General features: G+C 43.1%; 22 protein-coding genes. All 22 read right to left on the bottom strand.

Translation table 11 applies throughout. The features are described 5' to 3' along the window. Positions 1-51 precede the first annotated feature (51 nt). Complete coding sequence (rpsH, locus tag DXC01_RS01740) at positions 52-453, bottom strand: 30S ribosomal protein S8 (protein ID WP_005424990.1); 402 nt, start codon at positions 451-453, stop codon at positions 52-54. A 63-nt stretch (positions 454-516) separates the two neighbouring features. Beyond that, positions 517-702 carry a type Z 30S ribosomal protein S14 gene (locus tag DXC01_RS01735; RefSeq protein WP_005424988.1) on the bottom strand — a complete coding sequence of 62 codons (186 nt, stop codon included), beginning with the start codon at positions 700-702 and terminating at the stop codon, positions 517-519. Between the two features lie 14 nt (positions 703-716). Next, complete coding sequence (gene rplE, locus DXC01_RS01730) at positions 717-1256, bottom strand: 50S ribosomal protein L5 (protein ID WP_044925691.1); 540 nt, start codon at positions 1254-1256, stop codon at positions 717-719. 21 nt (positions 1257-1277) lie between these two features. After that, positions 1278-1589, bottom strand: coding sequence for a 50S ribosomal protein L24 (gene rplX, locus DXC01_RS01725; RefSeq protein WP_118698076.1), 312 nt, complete (start codon positions 1587-1589; stop codon positions 1278-1280). 11 nt (positions 1590-1600) lie between these two features. Further along, positions 1601-1969: a 50S ribosomal protein L14 gene (rplN, locus tag DXC01_RS01720; protein WP_005424985.1), complete on the bottom strand. Its 369-nt coding sequence runs from the start codon at positions 1967-1969 to the stop codon at positions 1601-1603. 13 nt (positions 1970-1982) lie between these two features. Next, complete coding sequence (gene rpsQ, locus DXC01_RS01715; protein ID WP_008707264.1) at positions 1983-2237, bottom strand: 30S ribosomal protein S17; 255 nt, start codon at positions 2235-2237, stop codon at positions 1983-1985. 22 nt (positions 2238-2259) lie between these two features. Then, positions 2260-2469, bottom strand: a complete 210-nt coding sequence (gene rpmC, locus DXC01_RS01710; RefSeq protein ID WP_022067328.1) for a 50S ribosomal protein L29 — start codon at positions 2467-2469, stop codon at positions 2260-2262. Then, complete coding sequence (gene rplP, locus DXC01_RS01705; protein ID WP_019162497.1) at positions 2459-2896, bottom strand: 50S ribosomal protein L16; 438 nt, start codon at positions 2894-2896, stop codon at positions 2459-2461. Before rplP ends, rpmC begins: the two co-directional genes overlap by 11 nt. Next, positions 2896-3552, bottom strand: a complete 657-nt coding sequence (gene rpsC / locus DXC01_RS01700; protein ID WP_005424980.1) for a 30S ribosomal protein S3 — start codon at positions 3550-3552, stop codon at positions 2896-2898. Before rpsC ends, rplP begins: the two co-directional genes overlap by 1 nt. Positions 3553-3563: 11 nt before the next feature. Then, the gene (rplV, locus tag DXC01_RS01695; protein ID WP_118252536.1) at positions 3564-3953 is read right to left on the bottom strand and encodes a 50S ribosomal protein L22; all 390 of its coding nucleotides are present in this window, start codon (positions 3951-3953) and stop codon (positions 3564-3566) included. A gap of 96 nt (positions 3954-4049) precedes the next feature. Continuing rightward, on the bottom strand, positions 4050-4331 hold the full coding sequence (gene rpsS, locus DXC01_RS01690) for a 30S ribosomal protein S19 (protein ID WP_008707255.1): 282 nt from the start codon (positions 4329-4331) through the stop codon (positions 4050-4052). A 15-nt stretch (positions 4332-4346) separates the two neighbouring features. Continuing rightward, positions 4347-5192 (bottom strand): 50S ribosomal protein L2, encoded by an 846-nt coding sequence (rplB, locus tag DXC01_RS01685; RefSeq protein WP_118252537.1) that lies wholly within the window; start codon positions 5190-5192, stop codon positions 4347-4349. A 64-nt stretch (positions 5193-5256) separates the two neighbouring features. Then, positions 5257-5556 carry a 50S ribosomal protein L23 gene (gene rplW, locus DXC01_RS01680; protein WP_118252538.1) on the bottom strand — a complete coding sequence of 100 codons (300 nt, stop codon included), beginning with the start codon at positions 5554-5556 and terminating at the stop codon, positions 5257-5259. Continuing rightward, the gene (gene rplD, locus DXC01_RS01675) at positions 5556-6176 is read right to left on the bottom strand and encodes a 50S ribosomal protein L4 (RefSeq protein ID WP_118698075.1); all 621 of its coding nucleotides are present in this window, start codon (positions 6174-6176) and stop codon (positions 5556-5558) included. The genes rplW and rplD overlap by 1 nt, the downstream gene beginning before the upstream one ends. A gap of 22 nt (positions 6177-6198) precedes the next feature. Next, complete coding sequence (gene rplC, locus DXC01_RS01670) at positions 6199-6831, bottom strand: 50S ribosomal protein L3 (RefSeq protein ID WP_118252540.1); 633 nt, start codon at positions 6829-6831, stop codon at positions 6199-6201. 87 nt (positions 6832-6918) lie between these two features. Next, complete coding sequence (gene rpsJ, locus DXC01_RS01665) at positions 6919-7236, bottom strand: 30S ribosomal protein S10 (protein ID WP_118252541.1); 318 nt, start codon at positions 7234-7236, stop codon at positions 6919-6921. Positions 7237-7648: 412 nt separating this feature from the next. Continuing rightward, positions 7649-8716, bottom strand: a complete 1068-nt coding sequence (locus DXC01_RS01660) for a hypothetical protein (protein ID WP_118698074.1) — start codon at positions 8714-8716, stop codon at positions 7649-7651. 177 nt (positions 8717-8893) lie between these two features. After that, positions 8894-9151, bottom strand: coding sequence for an HPr family phosphocarrier protein (locus tag DXC01_RS01655; protein WP_022214142.1), 258 nt, complete (start codon positions 9149-9151; stop codon positions 8894-8896). Continuing rightward, positions 9148-10095 carry a DNA-binding protein WhiA gene (whiA, locus tag DXC01_RS01650; RefSeq protein ID WP_118698073.1) on the bottom strand — a complete coding sequence of 316 codons (948 nt, stop codon included), beginning with the start codon at positions 10093-10095 and terminating at the stop codon, positions 9148-9150. Before whiA ends, DXC01_RS01655 begins: the two co-directional genes overlap by 4 nt. Positions 10096-10123: 28 nt before the next feature. Then, positions 10124-11002, bottom strand: coding sequence for an RNase adapter RapZ (gene rapZ / locus DXC01_RS01645; protein WP_022214144.1), 879 nt, complete (start codon positions 11000-11002; stop codon positions 10124-10126). Positions 11003-11035: 33 nt separating this feature from the next. Continuing rightward, positions 11036-11950 (bottom strand): UDP-N-acetylmuramate dehydrogenase, encoded by a 915-nt coding sequence (gene murB / locus DXC01_RS01640; protein ID WP_118698072.1) that lies wholly within the window; start codon positions 11948-11950, stop codon positions 11036-11038. A gap of 62 nt (positions 11951-12012) precedes the next feature. Further along, complete coding sequence (locus DXC01_RS01635; RefSeq protein ID WP_118698071.1) at positions 12013-12738, bottom strand: tRNA threonylcarbamoyladenosine dehydratase; 726 nt, start codon at positions 12736-12738, stop codon at positions 12013-12015. Positions 12739-12913: the final 175 nt, after the last annotated feature.

Raw genomic sequence — 12913 nt, 5'->3', positions numbered from 1 at the left:
GCTTACGCGCTGGGCTCATTAAGTTTCGTAGGTCAAATGCTTTCGGTCTGATTACCAAACGAAAGCAAGAACTTCTCCACCAACCTGAAGTTTACGAGCTTCTTTGTCAGTGATTACACCTTTGTTTGTGGAAAGGATTGCGATTCCAAGTCCGCCAAGTACTCTCGGGAGCTCATCTTTACCAGCGTAGATACGAAGACCTGGTTTGGAGATTCTCTTAAGTCCTGTGATGATCTTGTCATTCTTTGTCTCACCGTATTTCAGTGTGATATGGATGGTTTTGAATACGCCATCTTCGATCAGATCGTATTTTGCAATGTATCCTTCATCTACAAGGATGTTTGCGATTGCGATTTTCATTTTGGATGCCGGAACATCTACTGTATCATGTTTTGCAGTGTTAGCGTTACGGATTCTTGTAAGCATATCTGCGATTGGATCACTCATTGTCATGTTAGTTTCCTCCTAAATTTTCAGACTTTACATGTCGATTATAAATTTTATAGTTAATAAATTCTACCAAGAAGCTTTTTTAACACCCGGGATCTGACCTTTGTATGCCAGTTCACGGAAGCAGATACGGCAGATACCGTATTTTCTCAGGTATGCGTGTGGACGTCCACAGATTCTGCAGCGGCTGTATTCTCTTGTGGAGAATTTCTGTTTGCGCTGCTGTTTGATTTTCATTGCTGTTTTAGCCATTAGAATTCTCCTCCTTATTTAGCAAAAGGCATATTGAACTGAGTTAACAGCTCACGAGCCTCTTCGTCTGTCTTAGCAGTTGTAACGAAGATGATGTCCATACCTCTTACTTTGTCTACCTTATCGTACTCAACTTCTGGGAAGATAAGCTGTTCTTTGATTCCCAGTGCGTAGTTTCCTCTGCCATCGAAAGCGTTCGGGTTAACACCACGGAAGTCACGTACACGAGGAAGAGCAAGGTTGATAAGACGATCAGCGAATTCATACATCTTCTCGCCTCTTAAGGTAACCTTACAACCGATCGGCATACCCTCTCTGATTTTGAAGTTAGCTACTGATTTTTTAGCTTTTGTAGCGATTGCTTTCTGACCTGTGATCAGTTCCATATCAGCGATTGCTGCATCAAGAAGCTTAGCGTTTTCTTTAGCTTCACCAACACCCATGTTGATAACGATCTTATCGAGTTTTGGCACTTCCATAACGTTTTTATATCCAAATTTTTTGGTCATGGCATCCATGATCTCATTTTTGTAAAGTTCTTTTAATCTACTCACTTGTCATGCCTCCTCTCTTAATTAATCGATTACTTTACCTGTTGCTTTAGCAACACGTACTTTTTTGTCTCCATCCATCTGGAATCCAACTCTTGTTGCTTTTCCGTCTACAACGAGCATTACGTTGGAAACATGAAGAGCAGCTTCTTTTGTTGTGATTCCGCCAGCCTGGTTTGCTGCTGATGGTTTGTTGTGCTTTGTAACCATGTTGATACCTTCAACGATTACGGTGTTGTCTTTTACGTTAACGGCAAGAACTTTGCCTTCTTTGCCTTTATCTTTACCAGCGATTACTTTAACAGTGTCGCCTTTTTTAATTTTCATAGCTGACATTAGGCACCCTCCTATAATACTTCCGGAGCTAAGGAAACGATCTTCATGAATTTCTTCTCACGAAGCTCTCTGGCAACTGGTCCAAAGATACGTGTTCCTTTCGGAGTTAAATCGTCTTTAATGATTACGGCTGCGTTTTCATCGAAACGGATGTAAGATCCGTCTTTACGACGAGCGCCTTTTTTGGTACGAACAACAACAGCTTTAACTACGTCACCTTTTTTAACAACGCCGCCTGGTGTTGCATCTTTAACAGTAGCAACGATAGTATCACCGATGTTTGCATATCTTCTTGTAGAGCCACCCATAACACGGATACAAAGGATTTCTTTTGCACCAGTGTTGTCGGCAACTTTCAGTCTAGTTTCCTGCTGAATCATACTGGTTTCCTCCTTATTTCACTTTCTCTACGATCTCAACCAGTCTCCATCTCTTGTCTTTGGACAGCGGTCTGGTTTCCATTACTTTAACGGTATCACCGATATTGCACTCATTGTTCTCATCATGAGCTTTGAGCTTATATGTTCTCTTTACGATTTTTTTGTAAAGAGGATGTTTTACATGGTCTTCGATAGCAACAACAATGGTCTTGTCCATCTTATTGCTGACAACCTTACCCACACGGGTCTTTCTCAGATTTCTTTCCACGATTATTTCCTCCTACTATTCACTATTTAGCAGCGTTTGCCTGCTCAGTGATTACTGTCTGGATTCTGGCAATATTTTTGCGAACCTCTTTGATTCTGCTTGTATTGTCTAACTGATTGGTTGCATTCTGAAATCTCAGATTGAAAAGTTCTTTCTTAGCAGCTACTAATTCTTCATTTAATTCTGCAGCTGATTTTGCCTTTAAATCTTCTACGAATTTATTAATTTTCACTGTTATCACCGCCTTCTAAGTCTGCACGAGAAACGATTTTACATTTACATGGTAACTTGTGCATTGCAAGACGTAATGCTTCACGAGCGATCTCTTCAGAAACGCCTGCGATTTCGAACATTACACGTCCTGGCTTAACAACTGCTACCCAGTATTCAAGGGTACCTTTTCCGGAACCCATACGTGTTTCTGCTGGTTTCGCTGTTACTGGTTTATCCGGGAAAATCTTAATCCAAACCTGACCACCACGTTTGATGTAACGTGTCATGGCAACACGGGCTGCTTCGATCTGGTTAGATCTGATCCAGCAAGGTTCGGTAGCAACAAGTCCGAATTCACCATAGTTGATCTTATTACCTCTAAGGGCTTTACCTCTCATGGAGCCACGGAACTGTTTACGACGTTTTACTCTTTTTGGCATTAACATTATTTATCGCTCCCTTCCTTATTTCCTTTAGTAGGAAGTACTTCACCGTTGTATACCCAAGCTTTTACACCAACTTTTCCGTAAGTTGTGTCAGCTTCTGCAAATCCATAATCAATGTCAGCACGAAGTGTCTGAAGCGGGATTGTTCCCTCGCTGTAGAACTCTGTACGAGCCATATCAGCTCCACCAAGACGTCCGGATACGGATGTTTTGATTCCCTTTGCTCCTGCTTTCATTGTTCTCTGCATTGTAGACTTCATAGCACGTCTGAAGGAGATACGGTTCTCAAGCTGAAGTGCAATGTTCTCAGCAACAAGCTGTGCATCTCTGTCAGGTCTCTTAACTTCTTTGATGTCTACGATGAGTTTCTTATCTGTGTATTTCTGTAATTCAGCTTTAACTTTTTCGATCTCAGATCCGCCCTTACCGATTACGATACCCGGTTTAGCAGTGTAGATGATGATCTTAACTCTGTCAGATGCTCTCTCGATCTCAATCTTGGAAACACCTGCACTGTAAAGTTTTTTCTTTAAAAATGTTCTGATATTATAGTCTTCAACCAGGTAATCTGCAAAATCTGCTTCTGCATACCATCTGGAATCCCAATCCTTGATAACACCGACTCTAAGGCCATGTGGGTTAACTTTCTGTCCCATGCTTTTCCTCCTTATCTTTCATCCAGCACGATGGTGATATGGCTTGTTCTCTTTTCGATTCTGTAAGCTCTACCCTGTGCTCTTGGCTGAATACGTTTCATTGTAGGTCCTTTGTTTGCATAGCACGCTGCAACGTAGAGGTTATCTGCGCTCATTCCGTTATTGTTTTCTGCGTTTGCGACTGCTGACTCAAGCAGTTTCTTCAGAACGCTGGATGCGTATCTCGGATTATATGTGAGGATACCAAGTGCTGTCTGCACGTCTTTACCACGGATTGCATCTAATACATAGCAGGCTTTCTGAACAGAAATTCTTGCATAAGATAATTTTGCAGACGGTCTTGTCTCTCTATTACTCTCATTTCTGGCTCTCTTAATCTGGCTTCTATGTCCCTTTGCCATTTTAAAGTGCCTCCTTTCCAATTAATCGATATCTGGTAACACCGCCTTGCTGCCCCCTTGCGGGACAACAGGCAGATTATTTATTTTAAATTAATTCTAGCGAACGCCGGATTTCTTTTCGTCTTTTCCGTGTCCTCTGTAAGTTCTTGTAGCTACAAACTCACCAAGTTTGTGTCCTACCATATCTTCTGTTACATATACCGGAACGTGTTTTCTTCCGTCATGTACTGCAATTGTGTGTCCTACGAAGGACGGGAAGATAGTGGAACGACGTGACCATGTTTTGATCACAGATTTATCATTTGCAGCATTCAGAGCGTCAACCTTTTTAAGCAGGCTTGCGTCTGCGAAAGGTCCTTTTTTCAATGAACGAGACATTCTGTACCCTCCTTATTATTTTGATAAAGCTTTTCCATCGCGTCTTCTTACGATGAGCTTGTTGGACTGTTTGTTTTTCTTTCTGGTCTTCAGACCAAGAGCAGGTTTGCCCCATGGTGTGCACGGACCTGGACGACCGATTCCGGTCTTTCCTTCACCACCACCATGCGGATGGTCATTCGGGTTCATTACGGAACCACGAACTGTAGGTCTGATTCCCATGTGACGTTTACGTCCAGCTTTACCAACATTGATAAGGTTGTGGTCGCCGTTACCAACAACTCCGATAGAAGCGCGGCATACAAGCGGAACCATTCTCATTTCACCTGACGGTAATCTTAATGTTGCGTATTTGCCTTCTTTAGCCATAAGCTGAGCACCGTTTCCAGCGGAACGAACCATCTGTCCGCCCTTTCCAGGATGAAGCTCAATGTTATGAACCATAGTACCAACCGGGATAAGCTCCAGTGGCAGGCAGTTTCCTACACGGATTTCTGCTTCCGGACCATTCATAACTTTCTGTCCGACTTTCAGTCCTTCCGGTGCAAGGATATATGCTTTCTCGCCATCAGCGTAGCTGATCAGAGCGATGTTAGCTGTTCTGTTTGGATCGTACTCAATTGTTTTAACTGTAGCAGCAATACCATCTTTTCTTCTCTTGAAGTCGATGATTCTGTATTTTCTTCTGCTTCCGCCTCCGCGGTGTCTAACAGTGATTTTACCCTGGTTGTTACGACCAGCGTTTTTCTTCAGAGATACGACTAAGGATTTCTCAGGGGTGCTTGCTGTAATCTCAGAGAAATCAGATCCAGTCATATGTCTTCTGGAAGGTGTATATGGGTTATAGGTTTTGATTCCCATGATGTTTCTCCTTTCGAATTTCTTATCGTGCTTTCGTGCACATAGTCATTTGAGAAAGCTGGGATTAAAGTCCCTCGAAGATCTCGATATCTTTGCTTTCTTCTGTAAGAGCTACGATCGCTTTTTTGGTTTTAGCTGTTTTTCCAACAACTGCTCCACGGCGTTTTTTCTTACCATCCATATTCATGGTATTTACGCTCTTAACTTTTGTTCCTTCGAACATTTTCTCAACAGCCTCTTTGATCTGAGACTTGTTTGCTTCCGGATGTACCAGGAATGTGTATTTCTTTTCTCCCATGGCGTTCATGGATTTTTCTGTGATAACCGGTTTCAGGATCACATCATAATACTTAATATCTGCCATTATGCGTACACCTCCTCGATGGATGCTACTGCATCTTTGGTAACTACTACTGTATTGTGTTTCATAACATCATATACGTTCATAGTATTTACTGTTGCAGTCTGTACATCTGCGATGTTTCTTGCAGAGATTGCTACGTTCTGGTCATCAGCTGCTGTGATAACAAGAGCTTTGTCTGCTTTGAGGTTTGTAAGAACCTTCTGCATTTCTTTTGTCTTAGCTTCTACAAGTGTAAGGCTGTCTACAACAACCAGTTTATTGTCCTGAACTTTAGAAGTCAGAGCTGATTTCAGAGCTGCTCTTCTTTCTTTTTTGTTCATTTTTACTTCATAGTCTCTCGGTACCGGAGCGAATACTACACCGCCGCCAGTCCACTGTGGTGCACGGATGGAACCCTGTCTTGCATGACCTGTTCCTTTCTGTCTCCACGGTTTTCTTCCGCCGCCGCTTACTTCAGAACGTGTTTTAGCTTTCTGAGTACCCTGGCGTTTATTTGCAAGCTGACGAACAACTGCGAGATGAACAAGATGCTCGTTGATCTCAACACCGAACACTGCATCGTTCAGTTCCATTGTTCCAACTTCATTGCCTTCCATATTAAAAACTGTTACGTTTGCCATTCTGATGCTCCTCCTTTCTCAATTATAAAGACTTTACTGTCTCTTTGATGGTAACCATGGATTTCTTAGGTCCTGGAACAGCACCTTTCACTAACAGTAAGTTGTTTTCTGTATCTACACGAACGATTTCAAGGTTCTGAACAGTTACCTGTACATTTCCCATATGTCCTGGCATGTGTTTTCCTTTGAATACTTTGCTCGGATCAGAGCAAGCACCGTTGGAACCTGCATGACGATGATATTTGGAACCGTGAGCCATAGGTCCTCTGGACTGTCCATGTCTCTTGATAGCTCCCTGGAAGCCTTTACCTTTGGAGATTGCAGTAGCATCGATGTGATCTCCTGCTGCAAAGATGTCAGCTTTGATTTCCTGTCCTACTGTATATTCAGCAGCGTTTTCGAATCTGAATTCTTTAACGAATCTCTTAACAGCAACTCCAGCTTTGTCGAAGTGACCTTTTTCCGGTTTGTTCACCAGTTTTTCTCTGATGTCGCCGTATCCTACCTGAACTGATGCGTATCCGTCGTTTTCCTCTGTCTTAACCTGAGTTACAACGCATGGACCAGCCTGTAAAACGGTTACCGGAATTAACTGTCCGTCTTCATTGAAGATCTGAGTCATTCCGACTTTAGTAGCTAAAATAGCTTTCTTCATTTCTTTCTTCCTCCTTATAGCGGATTACCATAAAGGCAATCATATAGTTTTTTGAAATGCCCGATGGACATTTAAAAACGAGTTAAATTATTTGGTTTTCATCTTGATATCGATATGAACACCTGCAGGCATTTCCAGTCTGGAAAGTGCATCTACTGTTTTCTGGGTTGGTGTCATGATATCGATGAGTCTCTTATGAGTTCTCTGCTCGAACTGCTCTCTGGAATCTTTGTATTTGTGAACAGCTCTTAAGATTGTAACAACTTCCTTCTTTGTCGGAAGCGGAACCGGTCCGCTAACAGTTGCTCCATTCTTTTTAACAGTATCGATGATTTTTGCTGCGGATGCATCTACTAACTGATGATCGTAAGCTTTTAAAGTGATTCTCATTACCTGATTTGCCATAAAAAAAGTCTCCTCCTATTCGTACTCAATTATGCAGTACGACAAGCGGCGACTGTACACATCTCCGTGTGTGTCATGCGACATTTATCCACACGTCCATCCCGATGATGGTTTCTGAACTTGTACAGTGACTTGTCGTCAGTTTCCTAACTTGACATTCGCTCCACGGAAAACCTGCCGGTAACTGGCAGCAACCTCGCGCTTCATAGCTATCATGTCACAGCAGATATTAGTATATACGATGATTCCGAATTATGCAAGTCTTTTTTTTATTTTTTTGAAGAAATTTGTGCACAATAATTTATGGTACTTTCTTTTTATTATAGTGCAAAATGCAGTGAAAGGATTCTGTATCCCCTCACTGCATCTCATTTAACATTTTTCTTCCTATATATAATAGGATATTATTCAGTTATTCTTCGGATTCCTCATCACCACCGATGATATCGGAATAGTCAAACAAAGTGACCTTGGTAATGGAATCTCTTACGATATCCGGAGCATCGCCGGCCTTTCTTGCTTTGTCAGCGAGCTGGGAAGCAGAGTAACTCGGGATCGCCATTTTCCTGATCTCTACTGGTTTCTCTTCTTCCGGTTCTTCCTCAGGCTCCTGGATCTCCGGGAGATCCTCTGTATAGTTCCCTGTGGTCTCATATACATTCTGGTCATTATCGGAATCCTCTGCGGTAGCAGCAGCAATTTCCTTCTTCAGAAGTTCATGCGCCTCGCTTGTTGCCACCTGGACATTTCTTACCGGGCGCTGTGGTTTCTGTGTCGGTTCTTCCTCCAGGTCATCCTCATAGATTTCATCTACAAATCCGCCTGTGCGGATCTTTTTGCGTTTCTTTTCTTCTTTCTTGGCCTGCTTACGGCGGGCTTTCTCGCCATAAAGAAGTTCTCTGTCCTCTTCGTCCATACGTTTCGCACGGGCTTTTTCTTCCATACGAAGTTCCTTGGCAGTCTTAACATGTCTGCGTTCTCCGCCAAGATCTTCGTACTCGTCTTCCGGTTCTTTCTTGAGAAGTTCTGCCACAACATAGAGAATGATGAGGAAAAGGACTACCAGACCAAGAATGATCAGTCCTTCTGTGCTCTCTGTCGCAGTCAGGATATATCCCACGAAAGGAATTGTAACTACAACCTTCTGCACCCAATTCTTGACAGAAACTGTGATATTGCTCTGTGCAGACGCACTTGAATCAATCACTGTACCTGTGTTATTCTCTCTGTTTACATTTACAAGATTATAACGGTATGTCATGGAATCCTTCTTTACCAGAATCGGAGTCCCTGCTGTTACCTCTTCTGTCTTTACCGGTATCGCATACGTTATGGATCCCATCGGCAGATTAGTGGCCTTATCTGTGCTGTCTACAATCACCGTTGTAACTCCGAAAAATGGCGGCAGTGCCATACCGAGTATCAGGGCGATCGTACATATAATTACGAAATGTACAATAAACTTCAAAAATTTAGACATTGGTATCTCCCTCGCTTTTGGTTTACATTCATTAACATTTTAATATTATACCTTGTTTTTGTTTTATGGTCAATTATAATCTTGTATTTCCGGCAATGTCTGAAATATAAAAAAGCATTACACCGGACTGGTCTTCTTCCGGGCAATGCTTCTTATTATTCTGCTATGATTCTTTTATTACTGATTGTTGCTTAAATACTTCTCTATGCTTGTCATGGCTGCTTCTTCGTCATCGCCATTTGCAGAAAGTGTGATCTCTTCACCTGCGTCCAGCCCTAATGTCATCATTCCCATAATACTCTTGGCATTTACTTTCTTTCTTCCAATCTCAACATAGATCTCACTGTTAAACTGGCTTGCAACCTGTACCAGTTGTGCAACCGGACGTGCTTCAAGTCCTGTAGACAGTTGAATAGTGATTGGTTTTTTAATCATAATAACTCCTCCTCGTTCACCCGCAGTCCGTCAGCGATCTGGCTGAGCTTTCTTAAGCGGTGATTTACCCCCGACTTCCCAACCTGCGGATTTAACATCATACCTAATTCTTTTAGTGTAGCTTCCGGATACTGCAGTCTCAGCTCCGCGATCTCAGCAAGACCTTCGTTCAGATTGTGAAACCCCATCTTTTCCTGAATCAATCTGATGTCCTCTGTCTGCTTCACTGCTGCATTCACCGTTTTGTTGATATTCGCTGTTTCACAGTTTACTTTCCTGTTGACAGTATTTCGCATTTCCTTGACGATCCTGATATTCTCAAGGTTCATCAAAGCTACATTTGCCTCCATAACTGCCAGCATATCTACGATCTGCGCGCCCTCTTTCACATAGACCACATATGACTTCTTGCGCATGACAATTTTGGCATCGATCTCAAAGCTGCGGATAAGTTCCCGAAGCCGCTCTGCTTTCTGCTCGTCTGAACAGACGATTTCAAAATGATACCCTTTCTCCGGATCACTGATCGAACCGGATGCCAGAAACGCCCCGCGGATAAAAGCCCGCTTACAGCAGCTCTGCTGTATAACGAGCCCATTGCCTGCATATAACGTTTCTCCGCTACATTTATCTACAGAAAGTTTCGTTCCCTGAAGTACAGTCTCTATCTGTGCCGGGTCTGCAATTTCGACAAAATATACTTTTCCTTTTTTCATCTGACAGCTTTCCCGAATAGCTATTGCTGTATCTATATTAAAGGTTTTTGTCAACAATGTAAAGTACTTTCTTACAACAGCATAATTTTCAGTCTGAAAATGCAGGATCCCGTCTGCTGTCATTCTGCCACAGGCGCTCAAAAGTGCAGCTATTTCTGCGATCCTGCAGTGTCTTGCTGTGCTGACCTGCCTGGAAAGTTCTTCTTTCACCATCCCTGAAAAAGACAATTCCCGTTCTCTCCTGTTCTTATATTACTTATTTTTTGCGAAGCGCATCCTTACCGATGTCCCTGTGTTCCAGGCGGATCCCATATCCCCTTTCTGCATGAAGGCGGTCATAAAGGACACGCGCCAGTGTAACAGACCGATGCTTACCGCCTGTGCATCCGACTGCGATCACGAGATTGGTCTTGCCTTCCTTTGCATAATTCGGAATCAGAAATTTCATCATATCTTCCAGTTTGTCGGCAAAATCCTGTGCCACCTGGTTCTGCATCACATAATTGTAGACGCCATCATCCATCCCTGTCTGCGGCCGCAGTTCATCCACATAATAAGGATTTGGAAGGAATCGCACATCAAACACAAGATCCGCATCCTCCGGGATTCCATACTTGAATCCAAATGACAATACAGAGATCATCATATTGTCGAATTTGCCATTTTCTACAAAGATCTTGTCCAGTTCTTTTTTGAGTTCTCTGGTGAGAAGATGTGTCGTATCTATGATATAGTCGGCATGTTCTTTGAGAAAACTTAAACATTCCCGCTCCTTCTGTATTCCTTCATCCACGCGCCCTGTCATGGCAAGCGGATGTGTTCTCCTTGTTTCCTTGTATCGTTTGACCAGTGTGCGGTCATCTGCATCAAGAAAAAGGATCTCGAACTTATATCCCTCTGCTTTAAGCTGGTCAAGTACTTCTTCCAGCCCCTCCAGATATCTGCCGCTGCGGACATCCAGTCCAATTGCTGCATTCTGAACATCCTCTCCCTTGTTTGCCGACACCAGAGAGACAAATTTCCCCACCAGCTGGATCGGCAGATTATCCACACAGAAATACTGTGCGTCTTCCAGCATCTTCATCGCCGTAGATTTGCCCGCGCCGGACATTCCTGTAACAATTACCAGTCGCATCTCTTATCTCCCGTTTCTCAACTGCTTTGCAGTTTAGTTAAAATCCCCCAAAAATTTCACTTCTGGTTCCAGAGTCACTCCGTATTTCTCACGGACTACCTCTGTCACATGATCCATCAGTGCCACAACATCCTGCGCTGTTGCATCTCCTGCGTTGATTACAAAACCACAATGCTTGTCAGATACTCTCGCTCCTCCGATCTGATATCCGCGAAGACCGCTGTCCATGATCAGCTTGCCTGCAAAATATCCTTCCGGACGTTTGAATGTACTTCCTGCGCTTGGAAATTCAAGCGGCTGTTTCGAAGTACGCTTCTCACTGAGTTCTCTGGTAAGCGCTTTGATCTCTTCCAGATTACCTTCCTTAAGTGAGATCGTTGCGCCGAGCACAAGATAACCTGCTTTTTTGATGATGCTTGTTCTGTAGCCCATCTCAAGCTCTGATGCCGGGATCACACGAATTTCGCCGTCTCCTGTCATCACAGTGACTTCTTTGAGTACATCCTTCATTTCTCCGCCATATGCACCCGCATTCATCACAACAGCTCCTCCAAGTGTACCCGGGATCCCTCCTGCGAACTCAAAACCTGCAAGAGAAGCTCTTCTGGCCGCCACAGCGATGGAAGAAAGAAGCGCTCCCGCTGCTGCACGGATCTCTGTACCATCTACTGTGATCTCCTCCATATTGCGGTCCAGCTGGATAATCACGCCTCTGTACCCCTGGTCGCTGACCAGAAGATTGCTTCCGTTTCCAAGTATGAAATATGGCAGCTGTTCCTGTCTGCATATCTCAAGCGCCTTACTCACTTCTTCTATTGTTCTCGGCATCACAAAAACATCTGCCGGACCGCCGATACGAAAAGTTGTATGTTTCTTCATCGGCTCATCAAAGAGCACCTGCTCTGTTCCTAATTCCTGGCAAAATTTCTGTCTGATCTGCTCATTCACAAATGCTATCCTCTATCTTTCTATTTATTTTAAACCTCAGGCTTATTTTCCTGATCTTCATATTATTTTTTGTGTTTTTCTGACAAAATATCCCGTACTACTTCTCCTGCTGCCATAAGTCCTGCAACCCCCGGCACAAAAGAAATGCTTCCATGGATATTTCTCTCGATATTTTCTTTATTTCTTCTGAATTCAAAACCTCTGCGTGAATGTTCTCTGGAGCACAGTACCTTCAGCCTGCGTACTCCCTTCCTGCGAAGTTCCGCACGCATTTTCTTTACTGCCGGATCTGCCGCAACACGTGAGATATCCATGATCTCCAGGCTTGACGGATTCAGCTTATTCCCCATATCCAGGCATGAGATAACCGGAACCTGATATTTCTGAGCCTGCTCTATCAGAAGGATCTTGGATGAAACAGTATCCATTGCATCCACAATATAATCATAGGCTTTCAGATCGAATAACCCCATAGTGTCTTCATTATAATATGTTTCATAGGTGTGAACCAGAATATCCTCGTCTATATTATGGACCCGTTCTTTGGCTATCTGAACTTTCTTATGGCCGATCGTAGGCTGCAGCGCATAAAGCTGCCTGTTGATATCTGTGACCGTTATTGCCTCATGATCCACAAGTGTAAGACTGCCAACCCCGCATCGTGCCAGTGCTTCCACTGTATAGGAGCCTGCACCTCCCAGACCGAAAACAGCAATCTTAGCTGTACTCAGACGGTTAACTCCCTTCTGACCTAGCAGGATCTCCATTCGGGAATATGCGTCGTACATGCAAAACCTCCTCGTAACATCCTTATAAATAATATTGAAAATGCCGTGCATTCCTTTTAATTATACTATCCAATCAAATAAAAGTACAGGTTTTCATATTTTTTTAAGAATTAATGTATGATTCTCTCAGATTTTCACATACTACTCATCAAAATCAATAAAAAAGGAGTTCTTT

The organism is Blautia sp. OM07-19, assembly GCF_003481595.1.
Taxonomy (GTDB): Bacteria; Bacillota; Clostridia; order Lachnospirales; family Lachnospiraceae; genus Blautia_A; species Blautia_A intestinihominis.
This window is presented reverse-complemented; position numbering and strand designations above follow the sequence as displayed.

Bases quoted from the DNA above. Each gene is read 5' to 3' on its own strand.
- rplX (WP_118698076.1), bottom strand. From the start codon at position 1,589: ATGTCAGCTATGAAAATTAAAAAAGGCGACACTGTTAAAGTAATCGCT.
- rpsS (WP_008707255.1), bottom strand. From the start codon at position 4,331: ATGTCTCGTTCATTGAAAAAAGGACCTTTCGCAGACGCAAGCCTGCTT.
- rpsC (WP_005424980.1), bottom strand. From the start codon at position 3,552: ATGGGACAGAAAGTTAACCCACATGGCCTTAGAGTCGGTGTTATCAAG.
- rplN (WP_005424985.1), bottom strand. From the start codon at position 1,969: ATGATTCAGCAGGAAACTAGACTGAAAGTTGCCGACAACACTGGTGCA.
- rplB (WP_118252537.1), bottom strand. From the start codon at position 5,192: ATGGGAATCAAAACCTATAACCCATATACACCTTCCAGAAGACATATG.
- rapZ (WP_022214144.1), bottom strand. From the start codon at position 11,002: ATGCGACTGGTAATTGTTACAGGAATGTCCGGCGCGGGCAAATCTACG.
- rpsH (WP_005424990.1), bottom strand. From the start codon at position 453: ATGACAATGAGTGATCCAATCGCAGATATGCTTACAAGAATCCGTAAC.
- rplW (WP_118252538.1), bottom strand. From the start codon at position 5,556: ATGGCAGATATTAAGTATTATGATGTGATCCTGAAACCGGTTATCACA.
- DXC01_RS01735 (WP_005424988.1), bottom strand. From the start codon at position 702: ATGGCTAAAACAGCAATGAAAATCAAACAGCAGCGCAAACAGAAATTC.
- rplP (WP_019162497.1), bottom strand. From the start codon at position 2,896: ATGTTAATGCCAAAAAGAGTAAAACGTCGTAAACAGTTCCGTGGCTCC.
- DXC01_RS01635 (WP_118698071.1), bottom strand. From the start codon at position 12,738: ATGTACGACGCATATTCCCGAATGGAGATCCTGCTAGGTCAGAAGGGA.
- DXC01_RS01655 (WP_022214142.1), bottom strand. From the start codon at position 9,151: ATGATTAAAAAACCAATCACTATTCAACTGTCTACAGGACTTGAAGCA.
- rplD (WP_118698075.1), bottom strand. From the start codon at position 6,176: ATGGCAAACGTAACAGTTTTTAATATGGAAGGCAATGAAGTTGGAACA.
- rplC (WP_118252540.1), bottom strand. From the start codon at position 6,831: ATGAAGAAAGCTATTTTAGCTACTAAAGTCGGAATGACTCAGATCTTC.
- DXC01_RS01660 (WP_118698074.1), bottom strand. From the start codon at position 8,716: ATGTCTAAATTTTTGAAGTTTATTGTACATTTCGTAATTATATGTACG.
- rpsJ (WP_118252541.1), bottom strand. From the start codon at position 7,236: ATGGCAAATCAGGTAATGAGAATCACTTTAAAAGCTTACGATCATCAG.
- rplV (WP_118252536.1), bottom strand. From the start codon at position 3,953: ATGGCAAAGGGACATAGAAGCCAGATTAAGAGAGCCAGAAATGAGAGT.